1 protein-coding gene is annotated in these 373 nt (G+C 42.6%); it reads right to left on the bottom strand.

All coding sequences use genetic code 11. From position 1 onward, the window contains the following. Positions 1–373: U32 family peptidase (locus CWB85_RS22265; protein ID WP_171039082.1), on the bottom strand; the 373-nt coding region annotated here is incomplete at both ends.

Raw genomic sequence — 373 nt, 5'->3', positions numbered from 1 at the left:
GCTGCATGAGCCCACGGGACAGGCATAGAAAAAATTTATTTTTTACGTCGCTTTCTTCTAAGCCATTTGCTTTTCGCTCTATAACTTCGCCAACAAAGTGTTGTTTGTCTGATACTGAATGGCCGTATTCATAGTTTTGATACTCTTGATGGGCGGGGCGTTTTAAAAATCCTTCGGTATACCCACGGTGCGCTAAGTTTTCAAATGTTTTAAATAAGTATGCATCAAATGGTCGACCCGCTACGGCGTCGTCAATTGCTTTGCGGTAAAGCTGTGCAGTACGCGCTAAGTAGTAAAAAGATTTAGTACGGCCTTCTATTTTTAAGCTGTGGACGCCCATTTTTGTTAATTGCTCTACGTATTGCAGAGCGCG

Source organism: Pseudoalteromonas sp. S1727 (genome assembly GCF_005886375.1).
GTDB classification, from domain to species: domain Bacteria; phylum Pseudomonadota; class Gammaproteobacteria; order Enterobacterales; family Alteromonadaceae; genus Pseudoalteromonas; species Pseudoalteromonas haloplanktis.
This window is presented reverse-complemented; position numbering and strand designations above follow the sequence as displayed.